Genomic DNA, 13,357 nt, shown 5'->3' on the forward strand with positions numbered 1-13,357 from the left:
GCGGATGCGAACCATCGATAGCGAGTAACCGTAGTGTAGTTCCCGCACGCCCTTCGGTTCGACCGCTCACCGTCCTGCAGAAGGTCGTCGACGAGGGGCCCTCCCCGTTGACAGCTACGACCCAATCATTTGAGGGGTGGAAATGATCCGATTCACGGACTTCATGCGAGTACCGGAGCCGAGTCTTACCAAGATCAAGCTCAACATCCGTGCGGGCGTCGGCGGTGCCGCCGCCTGGGACCTTCTGCTCGCGGAGGACCCCGAAGAGTGGCTCGATATGACCCGCCATCGAGAGGCGCACCAGAACAACAACATGGGCGATGCCGAGTACGTACTCGCTTTCGCCCAGTACTACCCTTATGGACCTCAGTACTTCATCTTTGGCGGCTTCTTCCGTGTGACGCCGAGCGTGCCGGAGGTCATTGGCGGCAAAGGCTATGACCTTGAGCTGCTCGATGAGTTCTCCGAGTACATCAAGCGCCTCATCATCAGGCTGGAGCAGCCGGTGGGGAGAGACCTCTACCTCCGCCGCTACGACCGCATACAGGACAGCAAGCTGAATCCGGAGGTTTACGAGCTCGCCCCCGACACAAAACTGGGCACCTTCCCTGGATACCAGAACGTCCGACTCAGGCATACGGAGATGCAGCGGATCATCTCGAACGATGAGCCGAGCTGGAAAGACGCTCTCTCCAGTGTCAAGGGCGTCTACGTCATCACCGACCTCAGCGATGGTCGCCAATATGTCGGCTCGGCCTCTGGGGAAGCGAACGGTCTGTGGCAACGCTGGTCGGGCTACGCCCATCTGAAGAACCTGACCGGTGGCAACAAGGAGCTCAACCGAATGCGCGACGAGCTCGGCGACACTCACATCGTCGAGAACTTCCAATACTCGATCCTGGAGATCTTTGACCCGAAGACAAAGGCTGAGACGATCCTGCAGCGGGAGTCGTTCTGGAAACTGGCGCTCGACAGCCGCCGGCATGGGATGAATCTCAACTGACGGAATCGGAGGCCAGTCGGAACACCGACTACGCCGACCGCTTTTTAGCGCCGTTCGACGCCAGCAACGTGTTCTGTGTTGCTCTCGTCTGTAGGTGCCGCGGCCCGCGCAGCCATGTCTCTCAGGCGTTCGGGCCGGCGGTGCGTGTCGTCACAGTTGCGCCAGTCAGCTGGTGAAGACGCAGCCAAGTGCTCTGCGGTGCACCACGATCTGTCGAATGTAGCGTCATGCGCTGACCACTGCCAGGATTCAAGCATGAGCGACGCTGCTAGCAAGTTGGTCGAAGCGGCTGACTACTGGATCCGTGCCCGCGACAGCTTTCGGGCGGTGATCGAGGCAGGGCTTCCTCCTGCGGGAGCCGATCTCGACGAGGACTTGAGTCGCGCTCATAACCGCGTCAGCACACTTCCACAAGCGGCCGCGATGCTCAACTATGCCTTCGACTCGGCTGATGTGCTCCACCGTCTCTGGCATGAGCAACTATTCCACGTACCCTCCGACTATGTCCTTCTTCGATCGATGCTAGACAACGCCATCCGAGTGATCTGGCTTCTGGAGCCAAGCGTTAGCGATGACCGTCTTGTACGAGCGTGGTTGCTCGCCAGAGACGCACCATCGCGAACGAAACGCCGTATCACCGCATCACTCAGAGAGGACTACGCGCGCCCCAGCGCGGACGAGATGAGAGCCGCGGCGTTGAACGCCAAGTCGTACCTGAAGGATCTGGATCAGTACTTCGCGGACGTTCTGCACCGCCTACCCTCACCACGGGTGCTGAGAGCCAGCGATTTCATCGCGGCGGCTGAACGTCACCCTCTTCATGACGGGGTTGAAGGTGGCATCACACGTCTGTGGAAGCAACTCAGTGAACTCGTTCATGGAACTATCGCTGCCACCGAGCATCGCATGATTGATGATCCCTCGATTGCTCATTCTCGTGTCACACGAGCGAACGTTGATGATCTCGCCCTCACGGCGGCCCTGGTGTCCAGGATCCTCGAAGGAGCTCTCGACCTCTTCTACGAACGTTTCGCTCCCCGCTCGGCACCGTCGTGAGGCGAGCATTCAGTCGGTCTGAACGCATGAATGACCCACCCCTTTTGTGTACAGTGTCCCCGCTGACCGCAGTGAGGTGACTGAGCCCGCTGGTGCGCATGTCGTCGTTCAGCTCGGCGGTGACGGCGCGCGTGTCGCCGACCGCGAGTCCGGGAAGCAGTCCGTTGCCCGGTTCCGGCAGGCGTAGAGACCGTTCGACGAACACGCTCTTGATCGTCGCCGCCGCACCGAAGACACCAGGCGCGGGCGAGATGACCTCGGCGTCGCTCGCGAAGACGACCAACGCTGAGCGCTCCACGGCATCCGTCGCCGATGACTCGCCCACGACCCGAACCGTCGCGCCGAGGTCGAAGCCCTCGGCCGGGACGACCCCCAGGCGCACCGGGGCGGCGGACGCCACCGCACGGCCCGGCGGCCCGAGCGTCGATGTCACCGCCTCGAACCACACCCGCCCATCGCGTCCGATCGATGCGGAGGACGTCACCTCGGCCGTGATATCGACCACGCGAGCGTCCCACCCCTTCGCCGCTTCCCGCTCGGGGACGGCGAACCCGACCGATACCGCTGCAGCCGCCATCGCGGCCAGCACGACGACGACGAGGCCCCCGCGTGCTCCGGACTTCCCCTGGCGGTTTCGACGGTGCACGACCGATGCCAGTACGCCTACCGCCCCGAGCCCGCACGCGGCGGCGCACCCCCACGCGACCGCAGGGAACAGCACACACAGCAGCGCGACGCACCACACCGCCAGCGCGAGCGGCACGAGCCGGAGGTCTCGTCCCCTCACACCCTGACCCCGTCGCGCAGGCCCGCGACCAGCTTCTCCCCGATGCCGGGAACCGCCAGGAGGTCATCCACCGAGGAGAACCGGCCGTTCTCCTCCCGCCAGGAGATGATCCGCTCCGCGAGTGCCGGACCGATACGCGGGAGCGTCTCCAACGCCGCCTGATCCGCGGTGTTGAGGTCGATCCGGTCATCGTCCGGTGGCGGTGCGACTTCGCCGGGCCCACCCGCCATGGCTCCGGCTATCGGCACGACGACCTGCTCTCCGTCTTCGAGCATTCGAGCGAGGTTGACCGCGGCCAGGTCGGCCTCGACGGTCGTTCCCCCTGCAGCCGCCAGCGCATCGACGAGCCGTGCGTCACGATCGAGCACATAGAGTCCGGGCTTCTCGACAGCGCCGAGAACGTGCACGTAAAGGTCATCGGTCGCTTCGGGGCCTGCGCCTGCTCCCGTACTCATGTCCTCGAGCGGCACCGATTCGACAGGCGCGGCCTGCCCCCGCATGATCCCGAGGCCCACGGCAGCCGACAGCACGACGAGAGCCAGCACCACTGCCGCTCCGATGCTCAGACGCAGTCGACGCCGAGGTGGGAGGGGTACCTGCGGAGATTCCATCCGGCCACGCTAGGCGCGGTCGATCCTCCGGCCGGGCGGCATTCGCCCCTGCCGGGGACAACCCCGTGAAAGGAGACTTCCGTGGAGGACAGGCGATCAGCCCGTACGTCGATCAGCCCTTGACGACGAAGCTCACGATCTTCGGAGCACGCACGACGACCTTCACGATCTCGCGGTCGCCGATCGACCGGATCACGCGCTCGTCGGCGCGGGCCAGAGCCTCGAGCTCCGACTCGCCGATACGCGCCGAGACCTCGAGCTGGGCGCGCACCTTGCCGCCCACCTGCACGACGGCGGTGATCGTGTCCTCGATCAGCAGTGCCGGGTCGGCGGACCGCCACGTCACCAGGCCGACGGAAGGCTCGTGTCCGAGGATCTCCCACATCTCCTCCGCCGTGTGCGGAGCGATGAGGTCGAGCATCACGGCGATCGTCTCCGCGGCTTCGCGGACGGCGGGGTCAGCCGCGCCGGCGGCACCGTCGATCGTCTTGCGGGTGACGTTCACGAGCTCCATCAGGCGCGCGACCAGCACGTTGAACTTCGTCTGCTCGACCAGAGCGGGCGCTTCGGCGAGCAGCTTGTGCGTCGCGCGTCGCAGCGCGGAGTCACCGCCGTCGAACACCACGTCGACCGGGCTCGACACCTCACCGGCGATGCGCATCGCGCGCGCCAGGAACTTCTGGGCGCCGGTCGTCGAGACGTCGGCCCAGTCCTTGTCGTCTTCCACGGGACCGGCGAACGCCAGCCCCACACGCAGGGCGTCGGCGCCGTGGGCGTCGAGCTCCTCCTGGAAGAGCACCAGGTTGCCCTTGCTCTTGGACATCTTCTGCCCGTCGAGCAGCACCATGCCCTGGTTGATGAGGTTCGAGAACGGCTCGGTGAAGTCGATCAGCCCCATGTCGAACAGGACCTTCGTGATGAAGCGCGCGTACAGCAGGTGCAGGATCGCGTGCTCGACACCACCGATGTACGAGTCCACCGGTGCCCAGCGCGCCGCCTGCGCCGGATCGAAAGCCACCGTGTCGCTGTTCGGCGAGAGGAAACGCAGGAAATACCACGAGCTGTCGACGAACGTGTCCATCGTGTCGGGGTCGCGCAGCACGGGGTCGCCCGTCTGCGGGTCGGTCGTGCGCACCCAGCTCTCGGCACCGCCCAGCGGCGAGGTGCCCTTGGGCTTGAGGTCGAGTCCTTCGACGCTCGGCAGCTTCACGGGGAGCTTGTCCTCGGGAACCGGGATGATGCTGCCGTCTTCGGCGTGCAGCATCGGGATCGGCGTGCCCCAGAAGCGCTGACGCGAGATCAGCCAGTCACGCAGACGGTAGTTCTTGGCGGCACGACCCGTGCCGGTCGCTTCCAACTGCTCGATCGCACGCGCGATGGCGTTGCGCTTGGAGAGCCCGTTGAGTGCACCGGAGTTGATCATGCGCCCTTCGCCGGTGAGTGCAACGCCCGTGGTGGCGGGGCTCTGCTCCTCGAGCGCGGCGCCCGTGTCGATCGGCACGCCCTCGTCGTCGACCTCGATCACCGGCATCGCGCCCGTGACGGGAGCCGTCGTGTCGACGACCACCTTGACGGGCAGGTCGAACGCACGGGCGAAGTCCAGGTCGCGCTGGTCGTGCGCAGGAACCGCCATGACCGCACCGTGACCGTAGTCGGCCAGCACATAGTCCGCCGCCCACACCGGCAGCTTCTGGCCGTTCACGGGGTTGATCGCATAGCGCTCGAGGAACACACCGGTCTTCGGGCGGTCCGTGGACTGCCGATCGATGTCGGTCTCCTTCTGCACCTGCTCCAGGTACGTCTGGAAGCGCTGACGCACGTCATCGGAAGCACCGGCAGCGAGTTCGGACGCCAGGTCGGAATCGGGTGCGACCACGAAGAACGTCGCGCCGTGCAGCGTGTCAGGGCGCGTCGAGAACACCGTGACCGGCTCCTCCCGCCCCTCGATCAGGAAGTCGACGTCGGCGCCCACGGAGCGTCCGATCCAGTTGCGCTGCATCTGCAGCACCTTGTGCGGCCAGAATCCCTCGAGCTGGTTCAGATCGTCGAGCAGACGGTCCGCGTAGTCGGTGATCCGGAAGTACCACTGCGTGAGCTTCTTCTTGATGACCTCCGCACCACAGCGATCGCAGCGTCCGTCGACGACCTGCTCGTTCGCCAGCACCGTCTGGTCGTTCGGGCACCAGTTCACCGGGCTCTTCTTGCGATACGCCAGGCCCCGCTCGTACAGCTTCAGGAACAGCCACTGGTTCCAGTGGTAGTACTCGGGGTCGGACGTGTGCAGGACCCGGCTCCAGTCGAACGAGACGCCGTACTGTTCGAAGCCGACCTTCTGCTGCGCGATGTTCTGATACGTCCAGTCCCGAGGGTCGGCACCCTGCCGGATCGCGGCGTTCTCGGCGGGCAGCCCGAAGGAGTCCCAGCCGATCGGGTTCAGGACGTTGTGTCCGCGGTGGCGCCAGAAACGGGCCACGATGTCGGAGTAGAGGTAGTTCTCGGCGTGCCCCATGTGCAGGTCGCCGGACGGGTACGGGAACATCGCGAGCACGTACCGGCGCGGGCGGGTGTCGTCGTCGCCGCCCGTGAGGAACGTGCCGTTGTCCGCCCAGTACTTCTGCCACTTGTTCTGGATGGCGTGCGCCGACGGGGTCTCGTCGTCGGCAGGAGCGGTGGACAGGTTCTCAGACAACGAACGCACGACCAATCTGGTGGAAAAAGCGGGATCAGTTCAGGATATCGGAACGCCAGGGCACGGGCATTCCGGCACCGAGGGCAGCAAGCGGCGCCCTCGCCTTGGTCGCGACCTCGGCGACCTCTGAGGTCGCGATCGACCCCCAGGTGATCCCTCCGCCGGCGCCGACCACAGCCCGCTCCCCCTCGATCACGATGCTGCGGATGACCATCGCCAGATCCAGGGTTCCGTCGTCACCGATGTACCCGAAGCATCCGGCGTACACGCCGCGAGGCCCGCCCTCCAGCTCGTGCAGCCGGGTCATCGCCGAGAGCTTCGGAGCCCCGGTCATGCTGCCGGCGGGAAAGGCCGCCTCGAGCAGGGCCTCGACCGTGGTCCCCTCGCCCGCCCGCCCACTCACGGTACTCACCAGCTGGTGCACCGCGGGATAGCTCTCGACCACCCAGAGACCCTCCACACGTATGCTCCCGGGCTCGCACACCCGCGAGAGGTCGTTGCGCATCAGGTCGACGATCATGACGTTCTCCGCGCGCTCCTTGCGGTCCGTCGCCAGTTCTGCGGCGAGCGCGGCATCTTCGACGGGATCGATGCTTCGGGGCCTGGTGCCTTTGATGGGACGGGTACGGATGACCCCGCCCGCGGCATGGAGGAACTGCTCGGGACTGGCACTCAACAGGGTGCGATCGCCGATGCGCAGGAATCCGCCGTGATGGGCGGGCGTGGCGGTGCGGAGCCGACGATAGACCTCGACAGGGTCGTGGGCGCCCGCCACGGTGAAGCGCGTGGTGAGGCACAGCTGGTAGGCGATGCCCGCACGGATGAGATCGCGGCAACGTTCGATGAGTGCGGCGTACTCGCCGGGGTCGTGTCGGGCGACGGCGATACGCGGCGGGCGATCGGGGTCGCTCATCGAGAAGGGCGCGGATTCCGGGACCCCCACCAGTGCCCGGACGTCTGCCGCCCAGTCCTCGACGTCGCTCTCCATCCCGAGCACCCAGACGCGCTGCTTGTCGTGGTCGAAGGCGACGACACGGGTGGCACGCAGCCAGGAACCGCCCGAGCCGTCTTCCAGGCCCGCGACCGGTGCACCGACGGCGGCGGCGCCGCTCTCATAGTCGAGCCACCCCACCCATCCCCCTGTGAACGGCGGCAGCTCAGGGTCGGCAGCGACGACGTCGACGCGCACCTCGCGCGGAAGCGTCGAGCGCTCCCCCGTCCCGACGAAGCTCCATCCGGTGATCGCGTCAGCCCCGGCGTCGAGCCAGAACACATCGGCGGTCCCGGCTTCCAGCACCCCGAACACCGACGACGGCTCCACCCAGTCGGGAAGCGGACGAGCACTCAGCTGTTCGGGCACCTTTCCAGCCTAGGACCGGGTGGCTCCCGTATCCTCATGGGGTGGACGACCTCCTGATCTGGCTCCTCGACACCGTGCAGTCGATCGATCCGGTCGCCCGCACGCTCATCGCCGGGCTCGCCGTGATGCTGGAGACGAGCATCCTGATCGGCCTCATCGTTCCCGGCGACACGATCGTGATCATCGCGTCCATGGGTGTCGCCACTCCCCTGGAGGGCATCGCGATGGGTGTCGCGGTCGTGATCGGGGCGCTGATCGGGGAGAGCATCGGGTTCTGGCTGGGACGCTGGCTGGGCCCGCACATCCGCGTCTCCTGGTTGGGGCGGCGGATCGGCGAGCACAACTGGGTGCGTGCCGAGAACTATCTCGAGCGCCGCGGGGGGATCGCGATCTTCCTCTCCCGCTTCCTCCCCGTGCTGCATTCTCTGGTTCCCCTCACCGTCGGGATGAGCGAGTACCCGTACCGCAAGTTCCTGGCATGGACGGCTCCCGCCTGTGTCCTCTGGGCCACCGCCTATGTGAGCGTCACGTCGCTTGCCGCCGGCAGCTTCCGCGAGCTGGTCGATCGCGTGCACTTCGCCGGGTACATCTTCGTCGGCGTGATCGCCCTGTTCCTGCTTCTGGCTTTCCTGGGCAAGAAGCTGCTGCAGCGCATCGAAGCCCGTCACCTGGAGTCCCCGGAGGCAGAGGCCGACGCCGACGTGAAAGACTGAGGCAATGGCATCGGCTCCCCCAGCCCCCCGGATCCACTGGTTCGCCCGACTCGAACACCGCTTCCATGTCTGGCGTGAAGGTCGTGCGCGCCGTCGTGGCCGTGTCGCGACGATCCTTCCCTTCCCCGGTTACGGTGGTCCGGGCTGGGTCCGCGTCGTCGGCCGGGTGCTGATCGTCCCGCCGCAGCGTCGCACCCGAGACGGTGAACCCGCCAGCGTCCGCGGATGGCGCAGCTTCGTCGGCATCCCGGTTGGATTCGCCGCTGTCAGCGTGCACTTCGGCGAGACCACCCACCAGGTCGCGGCCGACCGCGGCGGCGTGGTCGATGCCATGATCCGTGTCGATCTGGAACCCGGCTGGCAGACGTTCACGTTCTCCGTCGAGGGTCAGGCGCCGGTGGAGGCTCGCGCATTCATCGTGGCCGAGGGCACCTCGTTCGGCGTGGTGTCGGATGTCGACGACACCGTGATGGTGACGGCGCTGCCTCGTCCCTTCATCGCCTTCTGGAACTCCTTCGTGCTCGACGAGCACGCACGCCTTCCCGTCCCGGGGATGGCCGTCCTCCTCGACCAGCTGCTCCGCCAGCACCCGGGTGCACCCATGGTGTACCTCTCCACCGGTGCGTGGAATGTCGCCCCCACTCTGTGGCGCTTCCTCGGTCGCCACCTCTTCCCCGCCGGCTCCATGCTCCTGACCGACTGGGGTCCCACTCACGAACGGTGGTTCCGCAGCGGGCGTGAACACAAGCTCACGAACCTGCGTCGCCTCGCGACCGAGTTCCCCGATGTGAAATGGCTATTGATCGGAGACGACGGCCAGCACGACGAGTCGATCTACAGCCAGTTCATGGACGAGTACCCCGATTCCGTCGCCGGCGTCGCGATCCGTCGTCTGCTTCCCGCCGAGGCCGTGCTCGCCGGTGGACGCGCCGGTCACGAACCGCACTCCGAAGATGCCGCTCCGTGGGTGAGCGCCGAGGACGGCGCCGGTCTTCGCGATCTGCTCGGCGAAGCCGGCATCCTGCACTGACATGACCATCGCCCGCCCGGACTGGACCCTCCGCGAGGAGGCGCATCGTGAACGCGCCGACGCCCTCACCGCGGCGCACCGCGAACGGGCGACGCGGGCGGAGAAGCATCCGGTGTGGGACTTCCTCTTCACCTACTACTCGTACAAGCCCGCGCACCTGCGTCGATGGCATCCGGGGGCCGGTGTCGAACTCGCCGATGCGCCGGAACGCCGCGACTGGCGGTGGTACTCCCCCGGGCGATCGCCCGGCAGCGTTGTTCCGGATGCGGCGGCTTTCGGCGCAGAGAAGACGGAGTTGGCCGCGCTCATCGAGCGCATGCTCCGCCGCACCGCATCCCGCCCCGGACAGTTCGGCTGCTTCGGCCTGCACGAATGGGCGATGGTCTACCGCGCGGACGAGCATCGCCACGCGGTGCCGTTGCGACTCGGGCAGGCGGGCACGGATGCCGTCGTCGAGAATCATGAGCTGCGTTGCACCCATTTCGACGCATTCCGCTTCTTCACCCCCGAAGCGGTCCCCCGCAACCGCACGTCGTTGAGCCGCGACGACCAGCCCCTGTTCGAGCAGCCCGGTTGCCTGCACGCGGGGATGGACCTGTACAAGTGGGCGACGAAACTCGGGCCCCTCATCCCCGGCGAACTCCTCCTGGATTCGTTCGAGCTCGCCCGCGACATCCGCCTGCTCGACATGGAGGCCGCGCCGTACGACCTCTCGGCATGGGACGTGGCCCCGGTCCGCATCGAGACGAGCGAGGGCAAGGCCGAGTACGTCCGTCGGCAGCGAGGGTTCGCCGACCGGGGCACCGCTCTGCGCGCGGCGCTGCTGAACGCCTGGCTCGGCGACGGAGCTCGCGATGCGGCCTGAGCGTCAGCCCACCGGTTCGCAGTCATCGCAGATCGACCAGCGGGCGGTCGCCGCGGCGCTCTGCATCCGGAGCGCGACCACGCGTGTCGCCGCCTCCTCGAGCCGCTCGGGCGGAAGCGTCCCCGCTTCGACCGCCGCTGCGATGCCGGCGACCATCGACCCGGCTGTCTGCGCGTCGGACCCCGCGACCATCAACACGAGGTCGTTCCCCGCAGCGATCGCCGCCACCGCGTTCGTGACCGGGTCGGCATAGGCCGGATCTCCTGAAGACAGCAGCATGCCGAGGTCGTCGGTCACCGCCACCCCGGTGAAGCCGAGCTCGTCTCTCGCGATCTCATGCCACCGCGGCGAGAGGGATGCCGGCAGCGGATCGACCGCCGCGTAGGCGAGATGCCCGTACATCAGCAGCGAGGCCCCGGCGTCGATACCGGCGGCGAACGGCACGGCCGCGGTGGCGCGCCATTCCTCGATTCCCATCGTGGTGCTCGGGATCGCGTGATGAGAGTCACCCGGAGCCGCGCCGTGGCCGGGGAAGTGTTTGAGGGTCGAGGCGACGAACTGCTCCTGCGCGACGGTTGCCGCCGCCACGCGCTCCGCCGCCGCGGCAGGGTCTGTGCCGAGCGCGCGACCGTGGATGAACGAGCCGGGATCGTCCGTGTAGTCGGCGACCGTTCCGAAGTTCACGGTGATGCCCGCTCGCGCCACCAGAGAGCCCCGCGCGGTGAACGCCGCGGACGTCTCGGCGACCGGAAGCCCCTTCAGGGAGGGGGAGGCAGAGAAGCCGTCACCGTGCAGTCGGGAGACGAAGCCGCCCTCCTGGTCCACGGCGATGAGCGGTGGCAGACCGGGATCGACCGTCAGCGCGGCCGTGAGCGCCTGCAACTCCGCTTCGGTCGCGGGGATATTGGCCCCCATGAGGATGAATCCTCCCAGTCCGGACTCCATGTACGACCGAAGGGCGGACGGGTCCGTTCCTGCCACGTGCCCCATCACCACCGTCGCTGCCTGTTCCGCCACGGACATCTCCTGCACCCGCGCCTTCGCACGTGCGGTGAGCAGCTCAGATCCGCTGGTCGACACCGTGGACTCGGGGATGCCCGACGTCGAGGGTGCGCCCACCGCCGACGCTGAGGCGGCCGACGAGACGAAGAGCCCCATCACCGCGGCGAGCGCGAGTGCGCTCGCCGTCCGTCCCCGGCGCCGATTCTCCATGTCGCGCGAAGTGGCGTGTCTCAGCAGGACAGCGCCTCGGCGATCGGCACCGCCGAGTCGGCGTCGCCGTTCCCGAAGCGGATGGTCCGGCCGACCGTGCACGGTTCGTGCAGGGACGCAGCGATCACGGCAGCGACGTCGGCACGCGCGACAGCTCCACGACCGTCCGGATCGAGCTGGATCCGACCGGTGGGATCGTCGAAGGTGAGCGTGCCCGGCGCGAGGATCGTGCCCTCCAAACCGGTGCCACGCAGGTGCTCGTCGGCGGCCCACTTCGCGTCTGCATAGGGGAAGAAGGAGTCGCCTTCCGGCACACCGTGATCAGCGGTGGACCCGAGCCATGACACCATCACGTACCGTCGGACGCCCGCGCGTTCTGCCGCGTCCATGGAACGCTGCGCGGCGTCGCGGTCGACCGCGTAGGTGCGTTCGGCCGATCCGCCACCGGCGCCGGCCGACCAGACGACGGCGTCATGACCGCGGATGATCTCGGCGAGCGCCTCGACATCCATGTTCTCGATGTCGGCGACGAGCGCTTTCGCACCGCCGGCTTCGACATCGGAGGAATGGTCAGGGTTGCGGATCACCCCGGTCACCTCGTCTCCCCGTGCGACGAGGAGCGGCGCGAGCAGGAGGGCGATGCGGCCGTGGCCGCCGAAGACGATGATTCGCGACATGCCTTCACCCTACGCGCCCCCTCCGCACTCAGCGCGGGGTCTGGTCGCTGTCGATCACGAACGCCTGTGGATGGCTCGAAAGGTAGCGCACGACGATCAGCTGACCGCCGGGTATGTACGCGTCGCGGTCGGGGTACACAGCGGGGGTAAAGAAGTTGCTCTCCAGCGTGTATTCGACGCCTTCGGCCGTCGTGAACGTCACCCAGTCACCATCCAGAGTCGCCGCCGTCGGTCGACCGTTGTCGTAGATGTACGCACGGGTGAGGGGCACGCCGGCGAGGCTGAGGATGCCGATCACCAGGGAGGCGAGCATGAGGAAAGCGAGGATGCGCGCGCCGATGCGCACGATTCCTCCCCCGACGCGGCCTCGCGGACGCTGATCCGCACGCAGCAGCCCCTCCCGCTCGCGGATGGCCCGCAGCTCCCCGCCGGGCATCGCTCCCCGCGCCGACAGCGCGAACAGGCCGAGGATCGAGAAACCGGCGATGAACACCATCGCGTATCCGTGCGACGCCGGGAAGTTCACGAGCCATATGAGCGTGTCCATCGGGTTCATCGCCCCTCCTCCTTCTCGATCGTCACGGCGACGGTCTGCGGGTCCTCACGCCGATAGAACGCCCAGACCGGGGCTCCGACCTGCAGGTGCGGAATGGCCTGCGGGTACACGAAGACCGTGGTGTCCGCTTCCCAGGTCGCCGCTCCCTCCGGCGCCATCAGCACGCGCAGGGCGAGCTCGCTCTGCCCCTCACGACGCCGCCCCGTCGGTCGCACCTCGAGCACGGATGCCGTCACCGGGGTGCCGCTCGTGCGCGCCCGCACCTGCCGCGGATCGATCAGCCCCCGTTCGATCCGCCATTGCAGCATCGCGTCCCGCACCGCGGGGTCGTTCAGGTCGGCGAGCTCCACCGTGTCCTGGTCCGTGAGGCTGTACCGCACGGGTACCGGGAGCCCGATCTGCAGGCCGGCGAGATCGGAGGCGTCGACCAGCATGCGCAGCTGCGCGATGAACTCCTCTGCGGTGCTCGGTGTCACCCGGATGAACAGGTCGTACTGCGGCACGTCGTTGACGGTGAGACCGGTGCGCGCGACCTCGACGATCGTGCCCACTCCGATCTGCGTCTCTCCGCGCACCCGCTTACGGCGCCCGAGCCCCGACAGGATCCCGCCGAAGGTCAGCAGCAGACCCCACGCCACACCGATGATGATCGGAGCGCCCAGTGTGTCCTCTCCCGAGAACGGAAGGCTCGACTGTCTCTGATCGACGCCGAAAAGTCCCTCCCCGACCCAGACCACGAGCCAGGCGGACAGCAGCAGCCAGACGACGAAGAGCAGGATGCGGAGCATGCCCTCAGCG

Annotated in this window: 13 protein-coding genes; 5 read left to right on the top strand and 8 right to left on the bottom strand. The window is 67.3% G+C overall.

What is annotated here, in order from left to right; all coding sequences use genetic code 11:
• Nucleotides 1-142: 142 nt before the first annotated feature.
• Together ACLFA2_RS01140 and ACLFA2_RS01145 are read left to right on the top strand one after the other, a co-directional pair.
• The gene (locus tag ACLFA2_RS01140) at nucleotides 143-1,003 is read left to right on the top strand and encodes a GIY-YIG nuclease family protein (protein ID WP_366236927.1); all 861 of its coding nucleotides are present in this window, start codon (nucleotides 143-145) and stop codon (nucleotides 1,001-1,003) included.
• A gap of 255 nt (nucleotides 1,004-1,258) precedes the next feature.
• Nucleotides 1,259-2,059, top strand: coding sequence for a hypothetical protein (locus ACLFA2_RS01145; protein WP_366236804.1), 801 nt, complete (start codon nucleotides 1,259-1,261; stop codon nucleotides 2,057-2,059).
• Here the strand turns inward: ACLFA2_RS01145 and ACLFA2_RS01150 are convergent.
• The 4 genes from ACLFA2_RS01150 to ACLFA2_RS01165 form a co-directional block, all read right to left on the bottom strand.
• Nucleotides 1,974-2,846: a hypothetical protein gene (locus ACLFA2_RS01150; RefSeq protein WP_426621898.1), complete on the bottom strand. Its 873-nt coding sequence runs from the start codon at nucleotides 2,844-2,846 to the stop codon at nucleotides 1,974-1,976. The two genes, ACLFA2_RS01145 and ACLFA2_RS01150, sit on opposite strands and share 86 nt — an antisense overlap.
• Complete coding sequence (locus ACLFA2_RS01155) at nucleotides 2,843-3,457, bottom strand: ComEA family DNA-binding protein (protein ID WP_347125678.1); 615 nt, start codon at nucleotides 3,455-3,457, stop codon at nucleotides 2,843-2,845. Before ACLFA2_RS01155 ends, ACLFA2_RS01150 begins: the two co-directional genes overlap by 4 nt.
• Before the next feature lie 112 nt (nucleotides 3,458-3,569).
• Entirely contained in the window at nucleotides 3,570-6,146 is a 2,577-nt protein-coding gene (gene leuS / locus ACLFA2_RS01160; protein WP_426622455.1) for a leucine--tRNA ligase, read from the bottom strand.
• A 34-nt stretch (nucleotides 6,147-6,180) separates the two neighbouring features.
• Nucleotides 6,181-7,506: an anthranilate synthase component I family protein gene (locus tag ACLFA2_RS01165; RefSeq protein WP_426621899.1), complete on the bottom strand. Its 1,326-nt coding sequence runs from the start codon at nucleotides 7,504-7,506 to the stop codon at nucleotides 6,181-6,183.
• Between the two features lie 41 nt (nucleotides 7,507-7,547).
• On the opposite strand from ACLFA2_RS01165, the gene ACLFA2_RS01170 reads away from it, so the two are divergent.
• Genes ACLFA2_RS01170 through ACLFA2_RS01180 form a run of 3 tightly spaced genes read left to right on the top strand, consistent with a single transcriptional unit; the run spans nucleotide 7,548 to nucleotide 10,114 of the window.
• On the top strand, nucleotides 7,548-8,219 hold the full coding sequence (locus ACLFA2_RS01170; protein WP_029260200.1) for a DedA family protein: 672 nt from the start codon (nucleotides 7,548-7,550) through the stop codon (nucleotides 8,217-8,219).
• A 4-nt stretch (nucleotides 8,220-8,223) separates the two neighbouring features.
• Nucleotides 8,224-9,249 carry an App1 family protein gene (locus ACLFA2_RS01175; RefSeq protein ID WP_029260199.1) on the top strand — a complete coding sequence of 342 codons (1,026 nt, stop codon included), beginning with the start codon at nucleotides 8,224-8,226 and terminating at the stop codon, nucleotides 9,247-9,249.
• 1 nt (nucleotide 9,250) lies between these two features.
• Nucleotides 9,251-10,114 (top strand): 3-methyladenine DNA glycosylase, encoded by an 864-nt coding sequence (locus tag ACLFA2_RS01180; protein ID WP_426621900.1) that lies wholly within the window; start codon nucleotides 9,251-9,253, stop codon nucleotides 10,112-10,114.
• 3 nt (nucleotides 10,115-10,117) lie between these two features.
• On the opposite strand, the gene ACLFA2_RS01185 is transcribed toward ACLFA2_RS01180, so the two are convergent.
• The 4 genes from ACLFA2_RS01185 to ACLFA2_RS01200 are packed head-to-tail and all read right to left on the bottom strand — an operon-like array spanning nucleotide 10,118 to nucleotide 13,347.
• On the bottom strand, nucleotides 10,118-11,326 hold the full coding sequence (locus ACLFA2_RS01185; RefSeq protein WP_426621901.1) for a glycoside hydrolase family 3 N-terminal domain-containing protein: 1,209 nt from the start codon (nucleotides 11,324-11,326) through the stop codon (nucleotides 10,118-10,120).
• 20 nt (nucleotides 11,327-11,346) lie between these two features.
• Nucleotides 11,347-12,003: an NAD(P)H-binding protein gene (locus ACLFA2_RS01190; RefSeq protein WP_021198545.1), complete on the bottom strand. Its 657-nt coding sequence runs from the start codon at nucleotides 12,001-12,003 to the stop codon at nucleotides 11,347-11,349.
• A gap of 28 nt (nucleotides 12,004-12,031) precedes the next feature.
• On the bottom strand, nucleotides 12,032-12,559 hold the full coding sequence (locus ACLFA2_RS01195) for a hypothetical protein (RefSeq protein WP_021198544.1): 528 nt from the start codon (nucleotides 12,557-12,559) through the stop codon (nucleotides 12,032-12,034).
• The gene (locus tag ACLFA2_RS01200; RefSeq protein ID WP_167253939.1) at nucleotides 12,556-13,347 is read right to left on the bottom strand and encodes a hypothetical protein; all 792 of its coding nucleotides are present in this window, start codon (nucleotides 13,345-13,347) and stop codon (nucleotides 12,556-12,558) included. Before ACLFA2_RS01200 ends, ACLFA2_RS01195 begins: the two co-directional genes overlap by 4 nt.
• Nucleotides 13,348-13,357: the final 10 nt, after the last annotated feature.

Origin of the sequence: Microbacterium sp. As-52 (assembly GCF_049949185.1) — a bacterium.
GTDB lineage: Bacteria > Actinomycetota > Actinomycetes > Actinomycetales > Microbacteriaceae > Microbacterium > Microbacterium maritypicum_A.

What these genes read in the sequence shown, in the direction of transcription:
- ACLFA2_RS01140 (WP_366236927.1), top strand. Translation starts at nt 143, where the DNA reads ATGATCCGATTCACGGACTTCATGCGAGTACCGGAGCCGAGTCTTACC.
- ACLFA2_RS01145 (WP_366236804.1), top strand. Translation starts at nt 1,259, where the DNA reads ATGAGCGACGCTGCTAGCAAGTTGGTCGAAGCGGCTGACTACTGGATC.
- ACLFA2_RS01155 (WP_347125678.1), bottom strand. Translation starts at nt 3,457, where the DNA reads ATGGAATCTCCGCAGGTACCCCTCCCACCTCGGCGTCGACTGCGTCTG.
- ACLFA2_RS01175 (WP_029260199.1), top strand. Translation starts at nt 8,224, where the DNA reads ATGGCATCGGCTCCCCCAGCCCCCCGGATCCACTGGTTCGCCCGACTC.
- ACLFA2_RS01180 (WP_426621900.1), top strand. Translation starts at nt 9,251, where the DNA reads ATGACCATCGCCCGCCCGGACTGGACCCTCCGCGAGGAGGCGCATCGT.
- ACLFA2_RS01185 (WP_426621901.1), bottom strand. Translation starts at nt 11,326, where the DNA reads ATGGAGAATCGGCGCCGGGGACGGACGGCGAGCGCACTCGCGCTCGCC.
- ACLFA2_RS01190 (WP_021198545.1), bottom strand. Translation starts at nt 12,003, where the DNA reads ATGTCGCGAATCATCGTCTTCGGCGGCCACGGCCGCATCGCCCTCCTG.
- ACLFA2_RS01195 (WP_021198544.1), bottom strand. Translation starts at nt 12,559, where the DNA reads ATGAACCCGATGGACACGCTCATATGGCTCGTGAACTTCCCGGCGTCG.
- ACLFA2_RS01200 (WP_167253939.1), bottom strand. Translation starts at nt 13,347, where the DNA reads ATGCTCCGCATCCTGCTCTTCGTCGTCTGGCTGCTGCTGTCCGCCTGG.